The 23,874-nt window shown below is 61.1% G+C and carries 19 protein-coding genes and 1 tRNA gene; 16 read left to right on the forward strand and 4 right to left on the reverse strand.

Going from position 1 to position 23,874, the window contains the following annotated elements:
- Positions 1 to 207 precede the first annotated feature (207 nt).
- The gene (locus CIW50_RS18150) at positions 208 to 1,095 is read right to left on the reverse strand and encodes an N-formylglutamate amidohydrolase (RefSeq protein ID WP_149532617.1); all 888 of its coding nucleotides are present in this window, start codon (positions 1,093 to 1,095) and stop codon (positions 208 to 210) included.
- A gap of 292 nt (positions 1,096 to 1,387) precedes the next feature.
- Between CIW50_RS18150 and cpdR the strand changes: the two genes are divergently transcribed.
- The 3 genes from cpdR to CIW50_RS18165 all read left to right on the forward strand — a co-directional run bounded on the left by cpdR (position 1,388) and on the right by CIW50_RS18165 (position 2,944).
- On the forward strand, positions 1,388 to 1,747 hold the full coding sequence (gene cpdR, locus CIW50_RS18155; protein ID WP_027539837.1) for a cell cycle two-component system response regulator CpdR: 360 nt from the start codon (positions 1,388 to 1,390) through the stop codon (positions 1,745 to 1,747).
- Between the two features lie 128 nt (positions 1,748 to 1,875).
- Positions 1,876 to 1,950, forward strand: a tRNA-Val gene (locus CIW50_RS18160).
- A 172-nt stretch (positions 1,951 to 2,122) separates the two neighbouring features.
- Positions 2,123 to 2,944, forward strand: a complete 822-nt coding sequence (locus CIW50_RS18165; protein ID WP_149532618.1) for a gamma-glutamyl-gamma-aminobutyrate hydrolase family protein — start codon at positions 2,123 to 2,125, stop codon at positions 2,942 to 2,944.
- On the opposite strand, the gene CIW50_RS18170 is transcribed toward CIW50_RS18165, so the two are convergent.
- Positions 2,904 to 4,322, reverse strand: a complete 1,419-nt coding sequence (locus CIW50_RS18170) for a DHA2 family efflux MFS transporter permease subunit (protein WP_149532619.1) — start codon at positions 4,320 to 4,322, stop codon at positions 2,904 to 2,906. The two genes, CIW50_RS18165 and CIW50_RS18170, sit on opposite strands and share 41 nt — an antisense overlap.
- Positions 4,323 to 4,483: 161 nt before the next feature.
- Between CIW50_RS18170 and CIW50_RS18175 the strand changes: the two genes are divergently transcribed.
- From CIW50_RS18175 to CIW50_RS18205, 7 genes are all read left to right on the forward strand, one after another.
- Positions 4,484 to 5,401, forward strand: coding sequence for an amino acid ABC transporter substrate-binding protein (locus CIW50_RS18175; RefSeq protein WP_149532620.1), 918 nt, complete (start codon positions 4,484 to 4,486; stop codon positions 5,399 to 5,401).
- 92 nt (positions 5,402 to 5,493) lie between these two features.
- Positions 5,494 to 6,225 (forward strand): amino acid ABC transporter permease, encoded by a 732-nt coding sequence (locus CIW50_RS18180; RefSeq protein ID WP_149532621.1) that lies wholly within the window; start codon positions 5,494 to 5,496, stop codon positions 6,223 to 6,225.
- Positions 6,226 to 6,228: 3 nt separating this feature from the next.
- Positions 6,229 to 6,921, forward strand: a complete 693-nt coding sequence (locus CIW50_RS18185) for an amino acid ABC transporter permease (protein ID WP_149532622.1) — start codon at positions 6,229 to 6,231, stop codon at positions 6,919 to 6,921.
- 48 nt (positions 6,922 to 6,969) lie between these two features.
- The gene (locus tag CIW50_RS18190; protein WP_149532847.1) at positions 6,970 to 7,701 is read left to right on the forward strand and encodes an amino acid ABC transporter ATP-binding protein; all 732 of its coding nucleotides are present in this window, start codon (positions 6,970 to 6,972) and stop codon (positions 7,699 to 7,701) included.
- Between the two features lie 316 nt (positions 7,702 to 8,017).
- On the forward strand, positions 8,018 to 10,048 hold the full coding sequence (locus CIW50_RS18195; RefSeq protein ID WP_149532623.1) for a methyl-accepting chemotaxis protein: 2,031 nt from the start codon (positions 8,018 to 8,020) through the stop codon (positions 10,046 to 10,048).
- Between the two features lie 88 nt (positions 10,049 to 10,136).
- Positions 10,137 to 12,140: a HAMP domain-containing methyl-accepting chemotaxis protein gene (locus tag CIW50_RS18200; RefSeq protein WP_149532624.1), complete on the forward strand. Its 2,004-nt coding sequence runs from the start codon at positions 10,137 to 10,139 to the stop codon at positions 12,138 to 12,140.
- Positions 12,141 to 12,431: 291 nt separating this feature from the next.
- Entirely contained in the window at positions 12,432 to 14,111 is a 1,680-nt protein-coding gene (locus CIW50_RS18205; protein WP_149532625.1) for a methyl-accepting chemotaxis protein, read from the forward strand.
- A 40-nt stretch (positions 14,112 to 14,151) separates the two neighbouring features.
- Here CIW50_RS18205 and CIW50_RS18210 read toward each other — a convergent pair whose 3' ends face one another.
- Complete coding sequence (locus CIW50_RS18210) at positions 14,152 to 15,954, reverse strand: carbamoyltransferase family protein (RefSeq protein ID WP_149532626.1); 1,803 nt, start codon at positions 15,952 to 15,954, stop codon at positions 14,152 to 14,154.
- A 390-nt stretch (positions 15,955 to 16,344) separates the two neighbouring features.
- Between CIW50_RS18210 and CIW50_RS18215 the strand changes: the two genes are divergently transcribed.
- The 5 genes from CIW50_RS18215 to hemC all read left to right on the forward strand — a co-directional run bounded on the left by CIW50_RS18215 (position 16,345) and on the right by hemC (position 21,032).
- Positions 16,345 to 16,668 carry a hypothetical protein gene (locus CIW50_RS18215; protein ID WP_149532627.1) on the forward strand — a complete coding sequence of 108 codons (324 nt, stop codon included), beginning with the start codon at positions 16,345 to 16,347 and terminating at the stop codon, positions 16,666 to 16,668.
- Positions 16,669 to 16,926: 258 nt separating this feature from the next.
- A complete protein-coding gene (locus CIW50_RS18220; protein WP_149532628.1) occupies positions 16,927 to 18,039 on the forward strand; it encodes an NADH:flavin oxidoreductase/NADH oxidase in 1,113 nt (370 codons plus the stop codon).
- 238 nt (positions 18,040 to 18,277) lie between these two features.
- Positions 18,278 to 18,463 carry a DUF3311 domain-containing protein gene (locus CIW50_RS18225; protein WP_092145849.1) on the forward strand — a complete coding sequence of 62 codons (186 nt, stop codon included), beginning with the start codon at positions 18,278 to 18,280 and terminating at the stop codon, positions 18,461 to 18,463.
- A complete protein-coding gene (gene mctP, locus CIW50_RS18230; protein ID WP_149532629.1) occupies positions 18,453 to 19,940 on the forward strand; it encodes a monocarboxylate uptake permease MctP in 1,488 nt (495 codons plus the stop codon). The genes CIW50_RS18225 and mctP overlap by 11 nt, the downstream gene beginning before the upstream one ends.
- Before the next feature lie 108 nt (positions 19,941 to 20,048).
- Positions 20,049 to 21,032, forward strand: a complete 984-nt coding sequence (hemC, locus tag CIW50_RS18235) for a hydroxymethylbilane synthase (protein WP_172980375.1) — start codon at positions 20,049 to 20,051, stop codon at positions 21,030 to 21,032.
- Positions 21,033 to 21,081: 49 nt separating this feature from the next.
- On the opposite strand, the gene CIW50_RS18240 is transcribed toward hemC, so the two are convergent.
- Entirely contained in the window at positions 21,082 to 23,181 is a 2,100-nt protein-coding gene (locus CIW50_RS18240; protein WP_149532630.1) for a S9 family peptidase, read from the reverse strand.
- Between the two features lie 83 nt (positions 23,182 to 23,264).
- Between CIW50_RS18240 and CIW50_RS18245 the strand changes: the two genes are divergently transcribed.
- Entirely contained in the window at positions 23,265 to 23,870 is a 606-nt protein-coding gene (locus tag CIW50_RS18245) for a nuclear transport factor 2 family protein (RefSeq protein WP_149532631.1), read from the forward strand.
- Positions 23,871 to 23,874: the final 4 nt, after the last annotated feature.

The raw sequence follows: 23,874 nt of genomic DNA on the forward strand, positions 1-23,874 counted from the left end.
CATTTTGCGCGGTTCCAATCCGCGGAACTACGTTGGTGGGAAGAACCTAAAGTTGCATGAATCCCGATGGCAAAACCTTGCCTTACTCTCTGCGTCCTACAAAAATTGCCAATTTGTCGCAGGAAATAAGCACCTATGAGCCGGCGGTCACGGTTCCAAATACCACATCTGGTTGAGTTGACTGTTCGAGCCCCGATGGGGCCTGGCCTATTCGGCGGCGGCCTGGAACGGGCCGAGGCTGTCCAGCGGGATCTTCGCCAGCGCATCCGCCAAAACGGTGAAATCGGCAGCAATCTGATCGAAGCGGGCGGTTCTCTCACGGCGGCGTTCGTCCATATAGATCGCCCGGTTCAGCTCGATCTGGATGGCGTGCAGCCCGCTGGCCGGGTTGCCGTAATGCTCGGTAATGAAGCCGCCGGCATAGGGCTTGTTACGGCCCAGCGAATAGCCGAGGCCACCAAATGTCTCTTCGACCACCTCCGCCAGGATGCTGGCGCAGCTGGTGCCATAGCGGTCGCCGACGACCACGTCCGGGCGCCGGGGCTCCTCGCGTGAGATCCCGATCGAGGGCATCGAATGGCAATCCACCAGGATCACCGTACCGAAAGTCTGGTGCGCCTTGTTGATCAGGCGACGGAGGGCGCGGTGGTACGGCTTGTACAGCGCCTCGATGCGGGTGAGGGCGTCATCGACGTCGAGCCGCTCGCGGTAAATCTCCTGGCCGTCGCCCACCACCCGGGGAATCGTGCCGAGGCCGCCGGCCACGCGCATCGAGCGGGTATTGGCAAAACTGGGCAGCCGACCGTTGAACATCCGCGGATCGAGCTCGTAGGGCTCGCGATTGACGTCCACATAGGAGCGCGGAAAGTGCACCCGAACCACCGGGAAGCCGCGATCGCTCAATCCGGCGATCAATTCGTCCATGAACGAATCTTCCGAGCGGCGCAGCGCTGTTACATCGATGCGGGAGGTGCGCAGGAAGTCGGCCGGATAGACCGAGCCGGAATGCGGCGAATTAAAAATGATCGGAGCGCGCCAGTTGGCGGGCTCGACGATCTCGAAGGGAGGCGACAGCTCACCGTCAAACTGGGTCATCGTCGCGCATCGTCCCTGCAGCCGCGTTCTTCGGTTTGCCCAGTCTGGCAGAAAACCGGCGCTTTGTGAGGCTGCATTGTCGATAACTGAAACAAGTCTGCCAAGTTAAAAACCTTCCGCAGGCGTGGCGATCGCGAGAAACGCGCTCATTTGTTGTGTTTCACCGCGTTCTGGCGCACCATTCTGAAACGCTTATGCACAGCCTGCGCTAATCACCTTCACCCGAAATTTACCAGACCTCGGGCTTAGTGGGCGAACAGGTCCTCTCATTCAGGTTCGACGTCCAACCGCCATGCACAAAATCCTTCTCGCAGAAGACGACAACGACATGCGCCGCTTCCTGGTGAAGGCGTTGGAAAACGCCGGCTTTCAGGTGTCGCCCCACGATAACGGGATGTCAGCCTATCAGAGACTCCGCGAGGAACCCTTTGAAATGCTTCTAACGGACATCGTGATGCCGGAGATGGACGGGATCGAACTGGCACGCCGCGCCAGCGAACTCGACCCCGACATCAAGATCATGTTCATCACCGGCTTCGCTGCCGTGGCGCTGAATTCCGACTCGGAAGCACCGAAAAACGCCAAGGTGCTGGCCAAGCCGGTTCACCTGCGCGAATTGGTCAGCGAAGTGAACAAGATGCTGGCGGCCTGAGGACGACCGGCTTTCTTGCCAGTCTGCTCCGATTTTCCTGTAAATGAGGCAAGGATTGGCCCTTCGGCATCCTTGCTTGTCCGGGTTTGACCCGTTATAGACCCCACACCCGTAACGACCGGTTCTTAGGGCGCGTAGCTCAGCGGGAGAGCACTTCCTTGACATGGAAGGGGTCACAGGTTCGATCCCTGTCGCGCCCACCATCCTGAACGGTCACCTGCCCCCTCCAAACTGCCGAATTGATGTCATTCAAGCGCCGGGAGACGTTTCTTTCCCGAATGCTTCGATGGATGACAGTTTTGTTTCGGAACCAGTCGTGTTCGCGCCGTGACTCGGCTATAGCTCAACGGTCCAGCACTTTTCGACCGGAAGCTGATGCCAACGAAGACCCGGCCGGTAATCGGCGTGATCGGCAACGCGTATCGCATTGAGAACAGGTTCTCCGTCCAGGCGGTCGGAGAAAACAATCTTCGTGCGGTCGCTGAAGTGGCCAATGCCCTGCCGATGATGTTTGCCGGCACCCCCGACATTACCGATATTAGCCAGGTGCTCGATCTGGTCGATGGCATCCTGTTGACTGGAGCCCGTGCCAATGTCCATCCGACCCGGTTCGGCATGGAAGCCCATGTCCGTCATGAGCCCTATGACAATGGCCGCGACGCGGTCGCTCTCTCCATGATCGAAGCCTGTGTGGCACGCGGCGTCCCGATCTTCGGAATCTGTCGCGGATTGCAAGAGATGAACGTAGCCTTCGGCGGTTCGCTGCACCCCGAGATTCGTGAGATTCCCGGCCGCATCAATCATCGCATGCCGCGGCTTGAGAATGGCGATATCCATCCCGATCCTGCCGTCGTATTCGCCGATCGTCACGACGTGCATCTGACCAGCAACGGCACTTTCGCCAGTCTGCTGGGCCGCGATACCATCACGGTCAATTCCCTGCATGGCCAGGGCATCGATATCCCCGGTGAACGGGTGGTGATCGAGGGCATCGCCGAGGACGGCACGATCGAAGCCATTCGTATTGCCGATGCGCCGAGCTTCGCGCTCGGTGTTCAATGGCATGCCGAATATGACCCGCAGATCAATCCGATCAACCGCACGCTCTTTCAGGCCTTCGGCGATGCGGTAGCGGCCCACAAGCAACGTGGGTCCCTCACGGCTGCGGTCGCACCGCTATCAGCAGGAACGCGCTGAGCGCGGCTGCGACACAAAGTACGGCACCTGCGACCGTCGCTGCTGCAAATGCGCTGATTAGCGCGGGTCCCTTTGCCGCAATGACCGATCCGATCAGCGCCGTGACCACAAGCCCGCCCGTGCGTGCGACCGCGCTGTTAAAGCCGGAGGCAGATCCCGTGTGACGCGCATCGACTGACATCAGCACGGCCGTGGTCAGGGGAGCGACGGCGCCGGCCATGCCGATAGCGATGACAAACATGGCGGGGAGCACGCTGGTCCAGTAGCTGGCGCCGGGACCGATCCTGAGCGCGAGCAGAAAACCCAGCGCGACAATCACCGGACCCAGAGTCAGCATGATCCGCGGGCCGGTCCGGGCCGCGAGCGAGCCAGCGAGCGGTGATGTCAAAGAGATGACAAGCGGCAAAGGCAGCAGCGCGGCACCGGCCTGTGTCGCCGTGTAGCCGGCAGCTTCGATCAGCAGATAAGGCATCAGGACGAACAGCCCGCCGAGTGCGCCGTATAACAAGAATGTCAGCAGCGTCAGGCCGACGAAGCTGGCGGATCCGAACAATGCGAGCGGCATCATTGCGTGCTCGCCCTTGCGGCCTTCGACCCACACGAACACCAGCAAGAGCAGGAGGCCTGCGACAAGCGCGCCAGGCGTGAAACCCGCCCAATCATGTGATGTAGCTTCGGTCAGACTCCAGGTGGTCAGGCCAAGTCCCGCAGTCGCGAGGATGGCGCCGAAACTATCGAGCGGTTCATCCCCGTCGTGTCGATCGCGGGGGATGCCAAGCCAGGCAAGCGCCATCGCCGCCAGCGCAATCGGCACATTGATAAGAAAGATGAGATGCCAGCTGCCGATGTCGATCAGCCATCCACCCAACACCGGGCCGAGCGCGCCCGCTGCAGCGCCGCTGGCAGCCCAGATCCCTATGGCGCGCCCCTTGGCTTCGCCGGAAAACGTCTGGCCGAGGATCGCCAGGCTGTTCGGCATCAGCATCGCCGCGCTGACACCCTGCAGAAAACGCGCGGCCAACAGCAGACGAAGGCTGGGCGCCACAGCGCAAGCCAGCGAGGCCAGTGCAAACAGGCCAACGCCCCAGATCAGAAGTCTGCGGCGGCCGAAGCGGTCGCCTGCTGCACCGCCGAGCAAAAGAAGTGCACTAAGCGGCAACAGATAGGCATTGATCACCCATTGCAGGTCGACGGCATCGGCCTGAAAACTCGCTGCAATGGCAGGAAGTCCGACATTCACCACCGATCCGTCGATGAAGGCCAGGCTGGAGGCCAGAATCGTGGTGGCGATTATCAGGCGGGGATGGCTGATATCGTCAATCTTTTCCGTGGCGCTGGCGGCGCCGGCGTCACAAAGCGCATGCAGGGCGTTGCTCATGACCGGGTTGTACGGGAACGGGAGCTCGGAACAAACTATTGTCGCCCGATCGGGCAATTCCGTTTTGGCCTCGATTGTGCAAGCATCCCGGGCGGTCGCGCCGGGGCGCTCGGAAAGAGAGTCGTTCGACGTGAGATCGGACTGTGTTGAGGAGAGGGACTATGAAACGAATTTTTCTGTTGGGGACCATGATCGCCGCGGCGGTCTGCACGACGCAGGCGGGCGCTCAGGAGCTCACCGGCACGCTCAAGAAGATAAAGGACAGCGGCGCCATCACCATCGGCTTCCGCGATTCCTCGGTGCCGTTTTCTTATCTGGATGACAACCAGAAGCCCGTCGGCTTCGCCATGGACATCTGCTACAAGATCGTCGATGCGGTGAAGAAAGAGCTGAAGAACGACAAGATCGAGGTGAAGCTCAATCCGGTCACCTCGGCCACGCGTATTCCGCTGATCGCCAACGGCACCGTCGATCTCGAATGCGGTTCGACCACCAACAATGCCGATCGCCAGAAGCAGGTTGCCTTCACCAACACGCACTTCCTGACCGCCAGCCGCTTCGTCTCGAAGAAGGCCAGCAAGCTCGACAAGATCGACGATCTGAAGGGCAAGTCGGTGGTTTCGACCTCCGGCACCACCAATATCAAGCAGCTCACCGAAGCCAATGCCGCCCGCAATCTCGGCATCAACGTCATTCCCGCCAAGGATCACGCCGAGGCGTTCCTGATGGTCGAGACCGACCGCGCGGTAGCCTTCGTGATGGATGATATTCTGCTCGCCAGCCTTGCCGCCGGTGCGCGCGATCCGAACGCCTACGTCATCTCCAAGGATGCGTTCTCCAAGCCTGAGCCCTACGGCATCATGCTGCGCAAGGACGATGCGCCGTTCAAGAAGGTCGTCGATGCCGCCACCGCCGAACTCTACAAGAGCCCGGAAGGCGCGAAGATCTACGACAAGTGGTTCACGCAGAAGATCCCGCCGAAGGGCCTCAATCTGAACGTTCCGATGGGAGCCGAGCAGAAGAAGGCGTTCGCCAGCCCGTCGGATTCGCCGGATCCGGACGCCTACACAGCCAACTAAAACCATCTGCCCATGCAATGGCCCGGCCATTGCATGGGTTTTAGCTTGAGGTTGCCAGGTTTTCGCGAGGGACGGCGCGTGGGGGTGAATGCGTGAACTATAACTGGAACTGGGGAATCTTCTGGGACCAGACGCCTGATGCGACGGGGACCTATTTCGGCTCGCTGATGAGCGGCCTTCAGGTCACGATCCTGCTCGCACTTTGCGCCTGGTTCATCGCTTTCGTGATGGGCTCTCTGATCGGCATCATGCGGACACTGCCTGCGCGCTGGGCGGTGTTCGTCGGCAACGCCTATATCGAGATGTTCCGCAACATCCCGCTGCTGGTGCAGCTGTTCATCTGGTTTTTCGTCGTTCCCGAACTTTTGCCCGGCGATCTCGGCATCTGGATCAAGCAGTTGCGCAACGGGCCGTTCATTGCCGCGATGCTCGGACTTGGCTTCTATATGTCGTCGCGCGTCGCGGCGCAGATCACTGCCGGCATCAATGCGCTGCCGAAGGGCCAGCGCATGGCCGGCACGGCGATCGGACTCACGACGTGGCAGACCTATCGCTACATCCTGTTGCCGCTGGCCTATCGCATCATATTCCCGCCGCTGACCTCTGAATTCCTCAACACCATCAAGAACACGGCGCCGGCGCTGACCATCGGTGTGCTCGAACTGACGGCACGGGCGCGCTCCATGCAGGAATTCTCGTTCCAGGTGTTTGAGGCCTTCTCGGCTGCCGCAGCCATCTACCTCGTCCTCAGTGCCGTCGTGACGATCGGAATGCGCATCATCGAAAAGCGCCTGGCGATCCCCGGCTTCAACGGGGGGAAATAAACGATGTTCAGCAATTTCGATTACGACGTCATCTGGCGCAGCCTGCCCTATCTGTTTCAGCAGGGCATGGTGTTCACCCTCACTTTGACGGCGATTGCCACCGTCTTCGGCCTCATCCTCGGCACCTTGATTGCAATGATGCGGCTGTCGTCCAGTGCCGTGCTGTCGGGCTTCGCTGTGAGCTACGTCAATCTGATGCGCTCGCTGCCGCTCGTGCTGGTGATCTTCCTGTTCTACTTCCTGATGCCCTATGTCGGGCAGTGGATCATCCGGTCCGATCAACCGGTGCAGGTTGGCGCCTATGCCTCGACCATCGTCACCTTCACGCTGTTCGAGGCCGCCTACTTCTCGGAGATCATGCGGGCCGGCATCCAGTCGGTGCCGCGGGGGCAGGTGATGGCGGGCTACGCCATCGGGCTCAACTATCGCGAAGTGATGCGCCGCGTTGTGCTGCCGCAGGCGTTCCGCAACATGCTGCCTGTGATCTTCACCCAGACCATCGTGCTGTTTCAGGACACGTCGCTGGTCTACGTGCTGTCGATTACTGACTTTCTTGGTGCGGCCTCGAAGGTCGCGCAGCGCGACGGGCGTCTCACCGAAATGTATCTGTTCGCGGCGCTCGTCTACTTCCTGATCTGCTTCACCGCCTCGTTCTTCGTGAAGCGCTTGCAGAAGCGCATCAGTATCATCCGCTAATCACTCGCTTTCAGTCTTCGCTCCAACTGTCGGTCGCTCATCATGCCCATGATCACCATCGAAAAAGTCAGCAAGTGGTACAATCCGCAGTTCCAGGTGCTGAAGAATTGCACGACGACCGTCGAGAAAGGCGAAGTGGTCGTCGTCTGCGGTCCGTCGGGTTCGGGGAAGTCGACGCTGATCAAGACCGTGAATGCACTGGAGCCCGTGCAGGAGGGCACCATCACCGTCGATGGACTGAACGTCACGACGATGAAGAAGGATCTGCCGAAGCTGCGCTCGCGCGTGGGTATGGTGTTTCAGCACTTCGAGCTGTTTCCGCATCTGAAGATCGTCGAGAACCTGTGTCTCGGCCAGACCATCGTGCTTGGTCGCTCGGAAGATGCGGCGAAGACCAAGGCCATGAAGATGCTGGAGCGTGTTGGCCTGACTGCGCATGCGCAGAAATATCCCGGCCAGCTCTCCGGCGGTCAGCAGCAGCGCGTCGCTATTGCGCGTGCACTGGTGATGGATCCGATCTGCATGCTGTTCGACGAGCCGACCTCTGCGCTCGATCCCGAAATGATCAACGAGGTGCTCGACGTCATGGTCGAACTCGCCAAGGAAGGCATGACCATGATGGTGGTGACCCACGAAATGGGCTTCGCCAAGAAGGTCGCCAATCGCGTCATCTTCATGGATGCAGGCGAGATCGTCGAAGACGCGCAGAAGGAAGACTTCTTCGGTCATCCGCGTAGCGATCGCGCGCAGCATTTCCTGTCCAAGATCCTCGCGCACTGACGTAAAAGCAGGCGCATACACCATCGTGCAAGCGCCTCAAATTTATGCAGGTTCTTGAATGCTGCGTGACGGGGCAATTAACGAATGTGTCAGAAATGAAGTGGTATCTTTCAACCGTGAGGGCGAGGGCCTGTTGGTCCGCTGATTGAACTCCACCGGAGCAATCGGGTCTTTGTCCTCACGGACAATCCGTGTCGCCACGTTCTCAGTTTCTGCCCGAATGCCTCTCTGACCGTCTTCCAACAACCCGAGCCGATGTTGCGCGAGCCGTGCTTGCGCGCGCCTTGACTTGGCCCCTTCCTGGAAAGTGCATCGCATGATCAAGATCAACAGCGTCGGCAACAAGTTGGGGCTTGCCGGTCTCGTTGGCATCTTGCTCTCGGTGGGTGTCGTGGCGAACCAGATGAGAACCGAGACCGCGATCTCGGAGGTCAACCGTCTGGCGGATGTGCAGCAGAAGATCGCTGACAGCGCGCTCGATGCCGAAGGCCAGATGCGCGGCATGCAACTGGCCAGCCAGAGCCTGCGCATGGCTATCACGACTCCGGAAATCGACAAGAACGCTGCTGAGATCCGGGCAACCAAGGCCGCGCAGGACCGCATCATCGATGCCGCGTCCGCGCTGGCGACCAGACCGGAATACAAGGACAATTTCACGAAGATCAAAGCGCTGACATCGACCTATGCCGCCGCCGCCGACGAGATCGCCGGTCTGCAGAAGAAACTGCTCGAACTCTATCGCAACCGCAACGTTGCGGTGATCGACTGGAATCGGCATCTCGACCAGATGCGCCTCACCACCGCTGTAACGGAGGCGACGAACTGGCCCGAGGTCGATGGACAACTCAAGATCGCGGACAATGCCATTAGTGCCGTGCAGGCCGCCGCATGGCGCTACGCCTCGATGAATGAAGTCACACAGAAGGCCCAGATCATCACCCGTGCGAAGGTGCTGACCGATGCGCTGGCGAAAGCCAGCGTGTTCGAGGACGGCGAACTCGTGCAGAATGGCTTGATCCAGCTCGGCGCCGACATGAAGAAGTTCATGGCGGCCACCGATGAAGCGATCAGCAACAACGACCAGAAGACCGATATCGTCCGCACCAGGATTACTCCCACCGCTGCGACAGCGTCTCAACTGGTGGCGCAATCGGTATCGTCGGCCAAGGCTGCGGTGGCGGAGGCCCGGGCGCAGGCCGCCGAGGAAATGACACGCTCCGGCCAAGTCAATCTCGCGCTTGGACTCGCGGTCGTGCTGGTGCTGATCTGCACCATGGTGTTCTCCTTCATCGGCGTTGCCCGGCCGATGACGCGTCTAAATGGCGCCATGGGCAAGATGGCGGCCGGCGATCTCGATGTCGTCATTCCCGGCGCCAAGCGTGGCGACGAAATCGGCGACATCGCCAAGACCGTTACGGTCATTCGTGCAAATGCCGAACAGAAGGCACGCGACGAGGCTGCGGCGCGGGTCGACCAGGACAGTCTTGCAGCGGCGTCGCGCAAGCGCGAAATGGTTGATCTCGCCGATACATTCGAACGCGCCGTCGGTAACATCGTCGACAATGTCTCCTCGGCATCGAGCCAGCTCGAGGAATCGGCCGGCGCGCTGACGGCGACAGCCGAACAGGCCAAGGAATTGACGGCTGCGGTCGCTGCCGCATCGGATGAGGCGTCGACTAATGTCCAGGCAGTGGCGTCGTCGACCGAAGAGATGTCGTCGTCGGTGAACGAGATCAGCCGGCAGGTGCAGGAGTCGGCGAATATCGCCAACTCCGCCGTGGCGCAGGCGCGCAAGACCAATGACCGTGTGGCAGAGCTCGCCAAGGCAGCGGCGCGGATCGGCGACGTGGTCGAACTGATCAACACGATTGCCGGTCAGACCAATCTGCTGGCGCTCAATGCCACCATCGAGGCGGCGCGTGCCGGCGACGCCGGCCGCGGCTTTGCGGTGGTCGCATCCGAAGTGAAGGCGCTGGCCGAGCAGACGGCCAGGGCGACGGGCGATATCAGCCACCAGATCAACGGCATCCAGGCGGCGACCGAAGAGTCGGTCGGCGCCATCAAGGAAATCGGCGACACGATTGGTCGCATGTCGGAGATTGCGTCGACCATCGCCTCTGCCGTCGAGCAACAGGGCGCGGCGACGCAGGAGATCTCCCGCAATGTTCAGCAGGCGGCGCACGGCACGATGCAGGTGACGTCGAACATCACTGATGTGCAGCGCGGTGCCAGCGAGACCGGATCGGCCTCGACGCAGGTGCTGTCGGCGGCGCAGTCGCTGTCCGGCGAAAGCGCGCGGCTCAAGCTCGAAGTCGGCAAGTTCCTGGACTCCGTCCGGGCCGCATAAATTCATGTATCTCCCACGATGGGGGAAGCAGCAACCAAGACGGCGTCCTTCGCCGAAGCCAGATGAAGTCCTAGCTAGGAAGCCAATGATGTCGCTGCTCAATCTCCGTATCCGCGGTCGCCTCTATGGTGGTTTTGGCGCGTTGGTCCTGTTCGGTCTCGCCAGTTCCGGTTTTGCCGTCTGGCAGATGACGGAAGTTGGAACACAGGTCGATTCTCTGAGTATCCTGTCGTCCAATACGATCCGGGCCGCGGAGATCGCCTCCGAACTGCACGCGATCCGTGGTGCGGTCCTGCGCTATTCGTTCGATCAGGATGAGGCGGCGCTTGCGGATGCCGACAAGCGTCTCGCCGGCGTCACCACCAGCCTGGAGACGGTGATCAAGGCCAGCCGTTCGGAAGAGCGCCGCGCCGCCTATCGCACCATCGAGAAGGACGTTGCCGATGTGAAAGCGCAGCGCCAGGCGCTCGGCGATGCGATCAAGCAGGTGGTCGCCGGCCGGGAAGTGCTGCAGGAGGCTGGCGACAAGCTGTCATCCAGCCTGCGCAAGCTGGTGATCAGCACGCGCAACACCATGTATGGGCAGGGTTCGACCAAGCTCGAATCCGATACGCTGATGGTGCAGATTGCGAATTGGCGCTTCTTCGTCAGCCGCGACGAGAAGCATATCGAAGCCTTCAAGGATCATGTCCGGATTGCGGAGCAGCAGATCGGCGAGATGGAGAAGATGCAGATGCCGCCGACGCTCAGTGCGTTGTTCGGCACCATCCGCAGCAACCTGAAGAGCTACGCCGCCCAGTTCGAGAAGACCGCCGCCAGCCTGCAGACGGCAGATGGCATCTTCAACAAGTCGATCAGCCCGATCGTCGTGAAAGCGATCGGCAAGGTCGAGACCGTCAAGTCCGGCATCCAGCAGACCCAGTCGCAGACCGTCGCCGCGACCAGCAATCGCGTGTCGGCGACGAGCATGCTGCAGCAGATCGTGGCCGGCGTCGCCACCGTGGTCGGTCTCGCAATCGCCTTCCTGATCGCGCGCGGAATCATCGGTCCGTTGTCGGGCCTGACAGCCGGCATGAAGCGCCTGGCGGACGGCGATTTCAGCGTGGTATTGCCTGGTCTCGCCCGCAAGGACGAGGTCGGCGACATGGCGCGGGCGGTCGAGACCTTCAAGGTGCGGGCCGAGGAAAAGGCACGCGCCGAGGCCGAAGCCAAGCTGACGCAGGGCCAGCAGGCGGCCCTTCAGCGCCGCAAGGACATGATCCGTCTCGCGGACGATTTCGAAGGCGCGGTCGGGAGTATCGTCGAGAACGTGTCTTCAGCCTCGACCCAGCTCGAAGAATCTGCGGGCGGACTGACCGCGACTGCCGAACAATCCCGCCAGCTCACCGCCATGGTGGCCGCTGCCTCCAACGAGGCGTCGACCAATGTGCAGGCGGTGGCATCCTCCACTGAAGAGATGTCGTCATCGGTCAACGAGATCAGCCGCCAGGTCCAGGAGTCTGCCAACATCGCCAATTCGGCCGTGGCACAGGCCCGCAAGACCAATGATCGCGTGGCTGAGCTTGCCAAGGCGGCGGCACGCATCGGCGATGTCGTCGAACTGATCAATACCATTGCCGGTCAGACCAATCTGCTGGCGCTCAACGCCACGATCGAAGCCGCGCGCGCTGGCGACGCCGGTCGCGGCTTCGCTGTGGTCGCATCGGAAGTGAAGGCGCTCGCCGAACAGACGGCCAAGGCAACTGGCGATATCAGCCACCAGATCAACGGCATCCAGGCAGCGACCCAGGAATCCGTCGGCGCGATCAAGGAAATCGGCGACACCATCGGCCGCATGTCGGAGATCGCCTCGACCATCGCATCTGCTGTCGAGGAGCAGGGCGCAGCGACGCAGGAGATCTCCCGCAATGTTCAGCAGGCCGCACAGGGCACGATGCAGGTGAGCTCCAACATCATGGATGTTCAGCGTGGTGCGAGCGACACCGGCTCTGCGTCGTCGCAGGTACTTTCCGCCGCGCGTTTGCTGTCATCGGACAGTGCGCGTCTCAAGAATGAGGTGGGCAAGTTCCTGAATTCGGTGCGCGCTGCCTAACTGACCTGGCCGCAAGTCTACAATGCAGAAGCTGGCGCGTGAGCGCCGGCTTCTCTGTGTAACTGTGTTGTTATGCGTGTACGCTAGATCTAACTGAAGAGCTATGCGCACGAAACAGCCACGATGCACTGCTCCTTAACCTTATCCGGACAATCTGGATCACGAGATCGTTGATCGCTGAATGTGATCATTGCTCGGCCGGCAGCTCCAATGCATGCCGCGTCCTCAAACCCAGAAAATGCCATTCGTGCAGTTACGCGCCAACGGTCGAAAACCGAGGGACCATCACCTATGTTTGCCAGCCTGTCCATTCGTACCAAGATTACCATCGTCGTTTCATTCCTGCTCCTCGCCATGTCAGCGATGGGCGCGCTGGCTATCAAGCAGATGTACACCATCAACGGGGCGACATCCGACATCGTCATGAGCTGGCTGCCGAGCGTGCGCGCTCTGGGCGAAGTCCGGGCTGCAACGATCAGCTATCGTTCGGTGGTTCGTGGACATCTGCTTGCGACTGATGCCGCAGATACGAAGGTCCAGGACGACACGCTGGTGCGTTATGCCGAGATGCTCGACAAGGCGCGCAAGAGCTATGAGCCGATGATTTCGTCTCCCGAGGAGCGCGCGATGTACAGCGAATTCAGCAAGCTCTGGAGCGAATACATTGTGGCGTTGCAGCCGGTTCTTGCGTTGTCGCGCAAGAACGCCCGCGATGAAGCGCGAGATATGAACGTGAAGGTCAACTTGATTGGCTTCAAGGCGGACGATGCCCTGCAGAAGGATGTCGAGCTCAACAACAAGGGAGCTTTGACGGCCGGTGAACTGGCGACGGACAGCTTTGGGGCCGCCGTCAAGATGGTGATCGGTTCGCTCGTGCTTGCGGTTGTTGTCGGCGTCGGTGCGGCAATCCTGCTTGTGCGCGATGTTTCGGCCGGCATTACTTCGATCGTGCTGCCGATGCAGGCGCTTGGTAAAGGAGATCTGACAGCAAATGTTCCGCATCAGGGTGAGAAGACCGAGATGGGTACGATGGCGGACTCGCTTCAGGTGTTCAAGCAGGCGCTGATCGACAAGCGGGCGGCGGATGAAGCCGCAGCGGCCGATGCCGAAGCCAAGATCGAGCGCGGTCGCCGCGTCGACAGCATCACCCGCAACTTCGAATCGATGATCGGTGAGATCGTCGAGACGGTGTCGTCCGCATCGACCGAACTGGAAGCCTCGGCAGGTACGCTAACTGCCACGGCAGAACGTTCACAGGAGTTGACCACGACAGTTGCCGCGGCCTCCGAAGAAGCATCGGCCAATGTACAGTCAGTGGCATCGGCAACCGAAGAAATGGCCTCGTCGGTCAACGAGATCAGCCGTCAGGTTCAGGAATCGGCTGTCATCGCAGGACAGGCGGTCGATCAGGCACGCAAGACCAATGATCGCGTCGGCGAACTTGCCAGCGCTGCATCGCGCATCGGCGATGTGGTCGAGTTGATCAACAACATCGCAGGGCAGACAAACCTGCTGGCGCTCAACGCGACTATCGAGGCAGCACGGGCCGGCGAAGCCGGTCGCGGTTTTGCAGTGGTGGCCTCTGAAGTGAAGGCACTCGCTGAGCAGACTGCCAAGGCGACGGGTGAGATCTCGACGCAGATCTCCGGTATCCAGGCGGCGACGCAGGAATCGGTTGGCGCTATCAAGGAGATCGGAGACACCATCGGCCGCATGTCCGAGATTGCCTCGACCATCGCATCGGCGGTGGAAGAGCAGGGCGCCGCGACGCAGGAGATTTCCCGCAACGTTCAACAGGCGGCGCAGGGCACGATGCAGGTCTCGTCGAACATCGTTGATGTGCAGCGCGGAGCGACAGAAACCGGATCTGCCTCGACTCAGGTTCTCGCCGCGGCGCAATCGCTGTCCTCGGACAGCACGCGGTTGAAGGACGAAGTCAGCAAATTCCTGAACGCAGTGCGGGCAGCGTAATACTCGCGCTCTCCCCGCATACTGGGAGAGCGCGAGATCGCTACTTCACATTCGACATGACCAGTCCCGCGACGTCCATATAGGTCCGCACCAGCGGGGCGACGAAACGATGCGCTGATGTCTTCGACACCAGCGTGTCGTGCAGGATCAGGTGGTCGATGCCGGTATTGATGAAACACGCCATGGCGTCGCGCGGAGTCTCGACGATCGGTTCGCCCTTCACGTTGAATGACGTGTTGAGCAGCACCGGGACGCCGGTGAGCGCATCGAATTCCTTCAGCAGCCGATAGAGCACCGGATTGGTGTCTTCCGTGACTGTCTGGATTCGCGCCGTTCCATCGACGTGCACGATGGCCGGAATCTTTTCGCGCCATTCCGGTCGCACCGGGGCAGCGATCAGCATAAACGGCGAATCCTGATCGCCTTCGAAAATCTCTCTGGCACGCTCGGCCAGCACGATCGGCGCGAATGGCCGGAACGGCTGGCGATGTTTGACGCGTGAATTGAGGATATCTTTCATCTCCGGCCGGCGCGGATCGGCGATGATGCTGCGATTGCCGAGCGCACGTGGGCCGTATTCCGATCGACCCTGAAACCAGCCGATTACTTTTTGATCGGCGAGCAGTTTGGCCGTGTCGCGGCAGATATTGTCGCTGTGGGCCGCGCTGGTCTGTGCCTTGACGAGTGTGCGTTGGGTGGCTGCCGCGATGTCGCGATCGGTGTATGTCTTTCCCGTGTAGGAATGTGTCATCACATAGGAGCGCGGCTGCTTCTGTAGCTCCAGCAGGCCGTAATAGGCGCAGCCGATGGCGATGCCGTTGTCGCCGGCAGCGGGCTGGATCCAGACATTTTCGAAGCCGGCTTCGCGGGCGATGCGACCATTGGCAACGCAGTTCAGCGCGACGCCGCCGGCGATGCAAAGGTTCTTCGCGCCGGTCGTCTCGCGAAGCCAGCGCGCGCGGGCCAGCAGCACCTTCTCGGTGTCGTCCTGCACGCGCCAAGCGAGATCCTCCCAATGCCGCATGGACGGATGGGTGTCCCACTTGCCGTCGCTGTCGGCGATATAGGGCTGGTTATATTCAGGGGTCCAGCGCGGCACGCTGAGGACATTGTCGGTGATATTCATTAGCGGCTTGATCTGATCGCGGCGGCCGTAAGGCGCCAGACCCATCAGCTCGCCGCATTTGTTCCAGTCGCCGAACACATAGGTTGAGGCGCGGCTGTAGAGCGCGCCAAGGCCCGGCATATTGTAAAATTCGTCGCTGAGAAAGCCGCGGTCCGGCTCCATCCAGACCTTCTTCAGGCAATCGAGCTGCGTGCCCTTGAACGTGTAGTAACTCTCGGATTCTCTGGCGAGCTTTGAGCCCGGCTCGTCGTCCGGATAGGTCTCCATGACGTCAGAGCGGTAGCTGCCGACGCCGTCGACGATCATGATCGCCCCCTCTTCGAAGGGGCTGACGGCAAACGCGCTATAGGCGTGCGCCAGATGATGCGAGATCGTTTTGACCTTGCCGGTACGGGAGCGGAACAGCGGATGGATGCTGGCGTCCTGCCGTTCATATTCAGGCAGGAAGCCCGGCATGTCCTGATAGATCAGGCGGTCTTCCATCTCCGGAACCGGCAGGATGTAGCAATTGCTCACCACCAGCTCGACGTCGTCGAGAGTGATGCCTTCGGCATCGAGGACGTAGTCGATCACTTCCTTGTAGAATCCGGTCGCGTGCTTGTCGCGGGTAATTCGCTCCTTCTCGATCGCATAGGCCAGCGCGCCGTCGCGCAGCAGGCAGGCGCTGACGTCGTGATCGTAGGTGTTGAGACCGAGGATATAGCTGGGTTTGGGCATGAATCAGCTTCTGACAATTCGCGGGAAGGGACGAACAACGGGATCGAGCTGCTGACGCAGGCGCTGTGGGTGGGACGGACCGCATATTCGCAGGTGCGAGGTGCAACAACCAGCATAGTGCGAGGCAATATGAAGAGAAGATGAACGGCGGGAGGTCAAAAGCGAGGTGACGCGTGAAGGTGCGCATTCGTTCGTTGTGACAGCGCTGCCGGCAACTTGACCCACGTTCGAGCTTGCCCCTATTGTAAAGTCGTTCGTGCGTGCACGCCTTGTGATGGCCATATTACTATTCTGGTTTCAGCACCTGTGTGAATCAGGAATTGATCACTGAACGATTCGACGTAGGAAGCATTTTAAAGCCGTGCTTCTGCAGAATGGGAGATCCTAAAAATGGCTCAAACCAAAACGACGCGCCATAACATCGTAACCCGCTGCCTGGCAGCGATGGCGCTTGTGTCAGTCTATTGTGTCGGCCTGATCGGCGCGTCCACCGTGTTGCTCACCACGGGCAGCACCTCGGCTCAAGCCCGCGGTGGCGGTCGTGGTGGCGGCGGTCGTGGCTGGGGTGGTGGCGGCCGCGGACGCGGTGGTGGGTTCTACCGCGGTGGCGGTCGTGGCTATGGTCGCGGCTATGGCTTCTATGGTGGGCCGCGTTTCGTGGCGCCGGGCTGCTATTTCAGCCGTCGCTGGGGCCGGGTGGTCTGCCCGTACTAAGCCATAGGCGCTGCGGCGTCGAGCTATGAGATCAAGAGGCGCTCCAGGTAACCGGGGCGCCTTTTGCTTTCTAGGCTCGCCTTTTCCGAGAAACGGGCACCTCCTTCGGGAATGATTTGCCGATAGCTACACTCCTTGCACAATGCTGAGGTCGCTTTTGGCATGCCATCTTGTGTTTTCTCATCCAAGTTCCAATGTCGGGATGGCAAGCCGGCGTTCCCGCGCATGGCAATTCGGTCCTCCCACCCTGGAACCTTCATGAGCGCCCTGTTCTCTCCCTTCAAGCTGCGCGATCTCACGCTGCCGAACCGCATCGTCATTGCGCCGATGTGCCAGTATTCTGCCGAAGATGGCCGGGCCACCGACTGGCACATGATCCATCTCGGCAATATGGCGCTGTCGGGCGCCGCCATGCTGGTGATCGAAGCAACCGCCGTGGAAGCCATCGGCCGCATCACACCTGGCGATCTCGGGCTCTATAACGACGCGACCGAAGCCGCGTTGAAGCCCGTGCTGGCGGCAATCCGCAAGCATTCGAACATTGCCGTTGCCATGCAGATCGCCCATGCCGGCCGGAAGGCGTCGAGCCACGCCCCATGGGATGGCGGCCAGCAAGTCCCGCTCGACAACGGCGGCTGGGTCGCCCACGCCCCGTCCGCCATTCCGCAGAAGTCCGGCGAATTGCCGCCGCAGGAGATCGATGCCGCAGGCCTCGTGCGCATCCGCGACGCCTTTGTCGCGACCGCCAAGCGGGCTGAACGGCTTGGTATCGATGCGCTCGAGATTCACGGTGCACATGGCTATCTGCTGCACGAGTTCCTTTCACCGATCTCCAACCAGCGCACGGATAATTACGGTGGTTCGCTAGAGAACCGGATCCGGTTTCCACTCGAAGTGTTCGATGCGGTACGCGCGGCTTTTCCCGCGCACAAGCCTGTGGGCGTACGCGTATCGGCTTCGGACTGGGTCGAGGGCGGTTGGGATATCGAGCAGACCATCGTCTTCGCCAATGAGTTGAAGAAGCGTGGTGTCGACTGGATGGACGTTTCGTCCGGCGGTGTCTCGCCGCAGCAGAAAATCACGCTCGGACCGGGCTATCAGGTGCCGTTCGCCGAAGCGGTGAAAGCGGCGACAGGATTGCCGACGATTGCGGTGGGGTTGATCACCGACGCGCAGCAGGCTGAAGACATCGTGGCCTCCGGCAAGGCCGATCTCGTCGCTATCGCACGTGGCATTCTCTACGATCCGCGCTGGCCGTGGCACGCGGCGGCGCAGCTCGGCGGTCAGGTGCAGGCGCCGCCGCAATACTGGCGCTCGCAGCCATCGACGCAAAAGGCGCTGTTCGGCGATACGACGTTCGGCGGCCGCTGAGCCACTTCAATACGTCTCAGAATCAACACCCACACACCGTCCCGCGAGCCGGGAGCGATGTGTGGGTGTTTCTGCACTGCAGCACGCCGATCAAGGTTCTATGCCCGCTCTGCGAATGGCAGCCCTGCGGCAGCATCGTGTTTACATGACAGAATGTCGCACCTACACAGCGCAAAATTCTGCGCCGTAAAATAATCGTGGCATCCGGCGCTGCCCGCCTATCGAGAGGAGCCCCGCCATGGCCCGCCATTTCTTATGGCTTCTGCTGATCCCGTTCGTCGGCCTGCTCTGGGTCCCGTTCTACAACTTTCATGATCCGGTGCTGTTCGGCTTTCCGTTCTTCTACTGGTACCAGCTCGCCTGGGTGCCGATGACCGCCTTTCTGACCTGGCTCGCTTACCGGACCTACCCCAATGAAGACTGAGCTCGATATTCCCGCCGTTGCGGTCTTTCTGTTTTTCTTCGCGCTCGTCACCGTGATGGGCTTCGTCGCCTCGAAGTGGCGTCGCCCGAAGACCCTCGCGAGCCTCGACGAATGGGGCCTTGGTGGCCGCCAGTTCGGCACCTGGATCACCTGGTTTCTGGTCGGCGGCGATTTCTATACCGCCTATACGGTGATCGCGGTGCCGGCACTGGTCTATTCGGTCGGTGCTTATGGCTTCTTCGCGCTGCCTTACACGATCCTGGTCTATCCCATCGTATTCATGGTGATGCCGAAGCTGTGGCAGGTCGCCAAGGACAACGGCCATGTCACCGCCGCCGACGTCGTGCATGGCCGCTACGGTTCGCGCCTGCTGGAAGCAGCCGTCGCCATCACCGGCGTCGTCGCGACCATGCCCTATATAGCGCTGCAGCTGATCGGCATGGCTACGGCTGTGAAGGCGCTCGGTTTCCAAGGTGAATTACCCTTGATCGCGGCCTTTGTCGTGCTGGCACTCTACACCTACTCGTCGGGGCTGCGTGCTCCGGCGCTGATCGCCTTCGTCAAGGATATCATGATCTATATCGCCGTGATCGCGGCAGTGTCAGTGATCCCCGGCAAGCTCGGCGGCTATGCCGCAGTGTTCGACGCCGCCGATCAGGCATTCAAGGCCAAGGGCTCGGGCAGCATCCTGCTGCAGCCTAGCCAGTATGTCGCTTACGCCACACTGGCACTTGGTTCGGCGCTCGCAGCCTTCATGTATCCGCACACGCTGACCGGCATCTTCGCCAGCAAGAGCGCCACGACCATCCGCAAGAATGCGGTGCTGTTGCCGGCCTATACGCTGATGCTCGGCCTGCTGGCGTTGCTGGGCTATATGGGCCACGCTGCCAAGCTGAAGCTCGCCAGCAACAATGACGTGGTACCGGCGCTGTTCCAGACGCTGTTTCCGAGCTGGTTCGCTGGCTTCGCCTTTGCTGCGATCGCCATCGGCGCGCTGGTCCCTGCGGCCGTGATGAGCATCGGTGCTGCCAATCTCTTCACCCGTAATTTCTGGAAGGCCTATGTCAATCCGCAGGTCGATACAGCGGGCGAAGCCGCGGTGGCAAAGATCGCGTCGCTGGTGGTGAAGGTCGGCGCGCTGCTGGTCATCATCTATCTGCCGACGCAGTTCGCGCTCGACCTGCAGCTTCTCGGAGGCCTGTGGATTCTGCAGACGCTGCCGGCCTTGATCTTCGGCCTGTTCACCCGCTGGTTCACGGCACCGGCACTTTTGGTTGGATGGGTGGTCGGCCTGTTCGGCGGCACATATCTGGCCTGGACGGACGGCCTCAAGCCGCTGCACATGCTGTCGATTGGCAGCTTCCAGGCGACGGTCTATGTCGGCCTGATTGCCCTCGTCGCGAATATCGTGGTCGCGATGCTGGTCAATCTCGTGGTGCCGAAGCCGATGGTAACGGCCGAGGCGGCGGGCACTTAAGGGTCTCATTGTAAAGCCCGCGCGCGCATTGTTTCCGGCGCGCGCTGGCTTTATTGTCCGCGCGAACGCCCGCCACTCTGCCGGGACCGTGGATGGAGCTTGCCTGAGTTGACCGAATCGATGCGCATCGGCACGCGCAAAAGCACCATGGCGCTGGCCCAGACCGAAGAGATTGCGCGCCGCCTTGCGGTGGCTGCGCCGGAACTGGCCGTCGAGATCGTCAAATTCGAGCCGGTCGGCGACCGCGACCAGACCAGCAATCTCCTGAAGCATGGCGGCAAGGGTGGCGCTTTCGTCGGCGAGATTCGCGCGGCCGTGCTCAAGGGCGCGCTGCATGCGGCAATGCATTCGCTGAAGGACATGCCGGGCAATGAAGACACGCCGGGCCTCGTGATTGGCGCTACGCTGGTGCGCGATCCTCCGACCGACTCGCTGGTCCTGCGCAAGGGCGTCAGCCTCGACGATCTCAAGCGCACTCATGGCAAAGGCTTCAAGATCGGCACCAACGCCGTGCGCCGCGCGGCCTATATTCGGCGGCTGTTTCCCGAGATTGAGGTGATCCACTTCCGCGGCGCTGCCGATACGCGCGTGCGCAAACTCGACAATGGCGAGATGCAGCGGCTGCCTGAGGGCGACGAGGTCGGCCCCGCCGACGCACTGATCATGGCGCGTTCAGGCCTTGAGCGTGTTGGATTGGCGAGCCGTATCGCACGCGATTTCACGCCGCAGGAAATGTTACCGGCCGTGGGGCAGGGCATCGTCGCCGTCGAATGCGCGGCAAATGATTGGGCCACGCGGCGCCATCTGTCGCTGATCGACGATCCTGCGGCACATCTATCCTGCGATGCCGAGCGCGAGGTGCTGTGGGTGCTGAACGGCCATTGCAATTCGCCGATCGCCGGTTATTCGGTGATTTCAGGCCATGAGATGTCGTTGACGGCGTCGGTGCTCGATGAAGCCGGCGGGCAATTCATCGAGGTGACGCGCGTAGGGCCGGCGGATCGTCCGCGCGAGCTGGGGCGCGCTGTCGGGCTGGAGCTGCTGAACAAGGGCGCCGGTGTGCTGATTGAGGGTAATAGGCCGGCGGAATAGTCCTTCCGAACCTCTCCCCGCAAGCGGGGAGAAGGAAGAAAGGGCCGCCTTAGCCCTCCGCCATCCCCACCGACCACAGTGCAAACGCATAGACGATCGCGATCTCATCCAGCCGGTTGAACCGTCCGGACGCGCCGCCGTGGCCGGCGCCCATATTGGTCCGGAGCAGCACCGGGCCGCCACCCGTCATCGTCGCGCGCAGCCGTGCGATCCATTTTGCGGGCTCCCAATAGGTCACGCGCGGATCGGTGAGGCCGCCCATCGCGAGGATCTTCGGATAGGGCTTGGCCACCACCTGATCGTAAGGCGAATAAGACAGGATGGTCTTGAAATCCGCCTCGCTCTCGATCGGGTTGCCCCATTCGGGCCATTCCGGCGGCGTCAGCGGCAGCGTGTCATCGAGCATGGTGTTGAGCACATCGACGAATGGCACTTCGGCGACAATCCCTGAGAACAATTCGCCCGAGCGATTGGCGACCGCGCCCATCAGCATGCCGCCAGCGCTGCCGCCGTGACCGACGATCTTCTTTTCGGATGTGTACTTAGCATCGATCAGTGCGCGCGCAGCTGCTGCGAAGTCGTCGAACGAATTCGTCTTCTTGTCGCGCTTGCCGTCGAGGTACCAGCCCCAGCCCTTGTCTGCGCCGCCGCGGATATGGGCGATGGCGTAGACGAAGCCACGATCGACCAGCGACAGCCGGTTGGCGGAGAAAGAGGCCGGCATCGCCATGCCATAGGAGCCGTAGCCATAGAGCAGCAACGGTGCTTGCCCGTCCTGCTTGAGGTCTTTGCGATGCAGGATCGACACCGGCACTTCGGCGCCGTCATGGGCCTTGGCTAGAATGCGCGTGGTGACATAGTCGGCGGGATTGTGGCCCGAAGGGATTTCCTGACGCTTGCGCAAGGTGCGCTCGCGGGTTGCCATGTCGTAGTCGTAGACTTCCGACGGCGTCGTCATCGACGAATAGGAAAACCTCAGCGTGGTCGTGTCGAATTCGTAGCCGCCCATGGTGTCGAGCGAATATGCCGCCTCGTCGAAGGCGATGGCGTGTTCGTCCTTCGTGGTGAGATCGCGGATCACGATCGACGGCAGCGCATTGGCCCGCTCCAACCGGACCATGTGATGGGCCGTGAGCTCCATATCTATGAGATAGATGCCTTCGCGATACGGGATCAGATCTTTCCAATTGGCGCGTCCGGGAGACGTCAGCGGAGCGGTGACGATCTTGAAGTCGATGGCGCTGCCGGCATTGGTCAGGATGAACAATTCGTCGCCGCGATCGGCCAGCGAATATTGCACGCCTTCTTCGCGCTTTGCCACGAGGCGCGGTGGCGCGTCCGGCGCGGCGAGGTCGATCAGTTGCTGCTCGGATGTTTCATGATCGCCGCCGGCGATGACGCAGAAGCGTCCGCTGGCGCTTTCATGGATGTGGGTGAACCAGCCGGAATCCTGCTCCTCGAAGATGAGCTTGTCATCCGCTTGCTTGGTGCCGAGCCGGTGCAGCCAGACCTGCATCGGGCGATGGTTGTCGTCGAGCTTCACATAGAAGAAAGCCTTGCAGTCGAGCGTCCAGACCACGCCACCATCGGTTTCCTCGACCACGTCGTCGAAGTCCTTGCCCGTGGCCCAGTCGCGCACGCGGATGGTGAAATATTCCGAGCCCTTGACGTCGGCGCTCCAGGCTTCCAACGCATGGTCGGGGGAATGGCGGGCGCCGCCGAACTTGAAATATTTGTGGTCGGCGGCAAGTTTGTCGCCATCGAGAATGATCGCGGCCTCGCCGCCGTCCCGTGGCATGCGGCCGAATAATTCGTGCTGGCCGCCCTCGCGGAATTTCCGCAAATAAGCATAGGGGCCATCCGGCGATGGGACGCTGGAATCGTCCTCCTTGATGCGGCCGCGCATTTCCGCGACCAGCCTTGCCTGCAGCGCTGCCGTGCCGCCGAGCAGGCTGTCGGTATAGGCATTCTCGGCGTCGAGATAGGTGCGAATCTCCGGCTCCAGCACGCTGGGGTCGCGCAGCACCTCCTGCCATTTGGCGTCTTTCAACCAGGCGTAATCATCTGACACGGTGATGCCGTGGGTCGTGAAGGAATGTGGATGACGCGGCGCAACCGGCGCGGGCTTGGAGGATGTCTGCTTTGTCATGAACGCTCTTTTCGCGGAAGCCTGATCGGATATGATCGCGGAACACGCACGCATCGGCGCCTGCCCCGCTTATTGGATATTCCATGGATATAGAGATTATCGACCGCCTTGCCATCCGCGATCTCATTGAAAACTGGGTGGTTTGGCGCGACGCTGGCGATTGGGATCGCTTCCGCACTGTCTGGTTCGACGATGGTCGCATGGTGGCGACCTGGACTCAGGGCACCGCCGACGAATTCATCGCCATGAGCAAGGCCGGTTGGGCCAAGGGCGTCTCGATCATGCATTTCCTCGGCGCGCAATCGATCGATCTCGCTGGCAACCGCGCAATTTCGCAGACCAAGATGACCATTGCTCAGCGCGCGCTGGTGCATGGCGTCAATGTCGACGTGATGCTGACCGGACGCTTCTATGATTTCCTCGAAAAACGCGACGGCAAATGGGGCATGGTGCTGCGCCAGCCGATCTATGAGAAGGACCGCATGGATCCCGTGGTGCCCGGCGCGCCGTTGAAGCTCGATGCCGACCTGCTCGCGAGCTTCCCGGAAGGTTATCGCCATCTTGCCTATCTGCAGAGCCAGATCGGCTATCAGATCAAGCCGGATATGCCCGGCCTGCGCGGCGCCGCGGTGGAAGCGCTGTATGCCAGCGGCAAGAAATGGCTGAATGGTGAGGCGCTGGATCGGTAGCTTT

The sequence above is a fragment of the Tardiphaga sp. P9-11 genome (assembly GCF_008329525.1).
Classification (GTDB): Bacteria; Pseudomonadota; Alphaproteobacteria; order Rhizobiales; family Xanthobacteraceae; genus Tardiphaga.